Below are 256 nucleotides of genomic sequence, written 5' to 3' on the forward strand. Positions count from 1 at the left end.
CTGCACATCCTGGAGGCCGAAGAGGTCGAGCCGCTGCGTGCCGGCACCATGGTTTCGCTGGCCGCCGTCGTCGGTGGCTTGGCGGCGGTGGTCGCCGGCGGCGAGCTTCTGGTCGAGGGCGCGGTCAATCTGGCCGCGGCGCTGGGCGTTTCCGACGAGGTGATCGGCCTGACCCTGGTCGCCTTCGGCACCTCGGTGCCCGAACTGGCGACGACCGTGGTGGCTGCGTTGCGCCGCCATGTCGATGTGGCGCTGG

1 pseudogene is annotated in these 256 nt (G+C 71.5%); it reads left to right on the top strand.

Annotated features, from left to right (window positions below):
- Positions 1-256: pseudogene (locus R0J92_RS24550) on the top strand (sodium:calcium antiporter); the annotation flags it as partial.

The organism is Tritonibacter sp. SIMBA_163 (assembly GCF_046535935.1).
Lineage (GTDB): Bacteria > Pseudomonadota > Alphaproteobacteria > Rhodobacterales > Rhodobacteraceae > Epibacterium > Epibacterium scottomollicae.